This window comes from bacterium (assembly GCA_026398675.1).
GTDB lineage: Bacteria > RBG-13-66-14 > RBG-13-66-14 > RBG-13-66-14 > RBG-13-66-14 > RBG-13-66-14.
In genome coordinates, this window is the sequence record JAPLSK010000284.1 from 1 (window position 1) to 1,698 (window position 1,698).

Genomic DNA, 1,698 nt, shown 5'->3' on the forward strand with positions numbered 1-1,698 from the left:
GAGGTAGCATGACTCGACGAGCACCGCCGGCATCCGCGCCTCCACCAGAACGAAGAAGGGCGCCGGCCACACGCCGCGGTCGGGCAGGCCGAGCTCCGCGACGTGGGTCCCCTGGAGGCTCCGGGCCAGGTCCGCCGAGGGCGCGGTCAATTCCTCGAATGTCAGCCGGGCGAGGAGCCGGGCCGCCTCCAAACGGGCGATAAACGGCAGCTCGCCCGTGAGTGGCAGGGCGAACCGCGCGCCGCCGCCGGGCGACCAGGGGGTGTCCGGCCGGTGGTGGTCGGCGTAGTACATCTCGGGCCCGCAACGCTCCGGCGGGCCGCCGTTCAGGTGGAGGGAGAGGAAGAGATCGGCGCCGAGCTCGTTGGCGGTGCGGACGCGCTCCTGGAGCCCCACGGGGTAATCGCCCGTTCGGGTCAGTACGACCTCGACGTCCAGTTCCTCCTCCAGCATCGCCCGCACCCGACCGGCGATGTCCAGCACCAGGTCCTTCTCGAAAACGCCGGTCTTGGGGCCGCCGGCCCCCGTCCACCGGGGACCGCCGTGGCCGGGATCGAGGACGATCGGGTTCGAGGAGCACTCCGAGCAGCGGCCAGCGCCGCCCCACCGAGAGGGGCCGCTCCAGCGTCAGGCCGGGAATCTCCCAGCGCCAGGCGCCGTCGGTGAACACCGGCGCCGCGGGGGAGTCGCCGTCGGGAAGCGGCCCGTCCACCCCGAGGGACACCCAGGCCCCCGTCCCGGCGGGCGCGGCGTTCAGGGAAAGAAGCTCCGCCGCCGGCGACGCCGAGATGACGAATAAAAAAATGGCGAGGGCGAACAGCCTCAAATCGGCCTACTCCATCCGCTTGTCGTAGTCCTTGACGTAGGCGGCGATGCCGCGGTAAACCGCCTCGGCCACCCGCCGATAGCCCTCGGCATTGGTGTAGAGATCCGCCTCGCGCTTGCTGGTCATGAAGTAGCTCTCGACGAGGATGGCCGGCATGTGCGTTCCGCGCAGAACGGCGAAGTTGTCCTGTTTCACCCAGCGGTCCTTCAGGCCCAGCTCGTCCAGGAGCTCGGCGTTGACACAGTTGGCCAGCCGGGCCGACTCCTCGAGGATGAGGGTGGCCCCGATCTCGTTGGCCATCAGGCAGCGCCCCTTGAGGCCCACCTCGTAGTCCCCGGTGCGGGTCAGGACCACCTCCACCCCCAGGTTGTCCTCCAGGAGACCCTTTAAAATCTTGGCCTGCTCGTAGACGGCGTACTTCTCCGAGACGCGCTCGTCGTAGGTGGCTGTGCCGGTATAGCGCGAGCCGCCGTGACCCGGGTCGATCACTATCAGCTTGATCTCCCCCGAGGGCTGGGTGAAGTCGGGCGTGTCGCTGACGCCGCCCTTGGGGATGACGTCCACGCAGACCTGGAAGGGGTTGCGCTTGGCGTAGGCGCGGTATGTGTAGGAGCCGGAGACGAGCTTGAGGATTAAAAGGGCGTCCTTGCCGTCGGCGACGACCTTGGCCTCGGCCACGGCGCCCTTGCCCGGGCGGGTGATGGTGGCGGACGGCGCGGCCCCCGTGATGCGCACCTTGAGGGTGTTTCCATCGGCGGTGAGGGAGAACTCGGCCTCCGAATCCAGGCCCACCGAAATCCATGTCCCGGCGTCGGTGGTGCCCAGGTTCAGGCTCTGGGCCCGGTTGGCCCACACCGGTACCGCCGCGAGGA

At 69.2% G+C, this 1,698-nt stretch carries 2 protein-coding genes; both read right to left on the minus strand.

Translation table 11 applies throughout. The features are described from left to right. A partial coding sequence (locus NTW26_08570) for an N-acetylmuramoyl-L-alanine amidase (GenBank protein MCX7022305.1) occupies positions 1–564 on the minus strand: 564 nt, incomplete at its 3' end. 268 nt (positions 565–832) lie between these two features. Next, positions 833–1,698 (minus strand): N-acetylmuramoyl-L-alanine amidase (locus tag NTW26_08575; protein MCX7022306.1); only part of this gene is annotated, 866 nt, incomplete at its 5' end.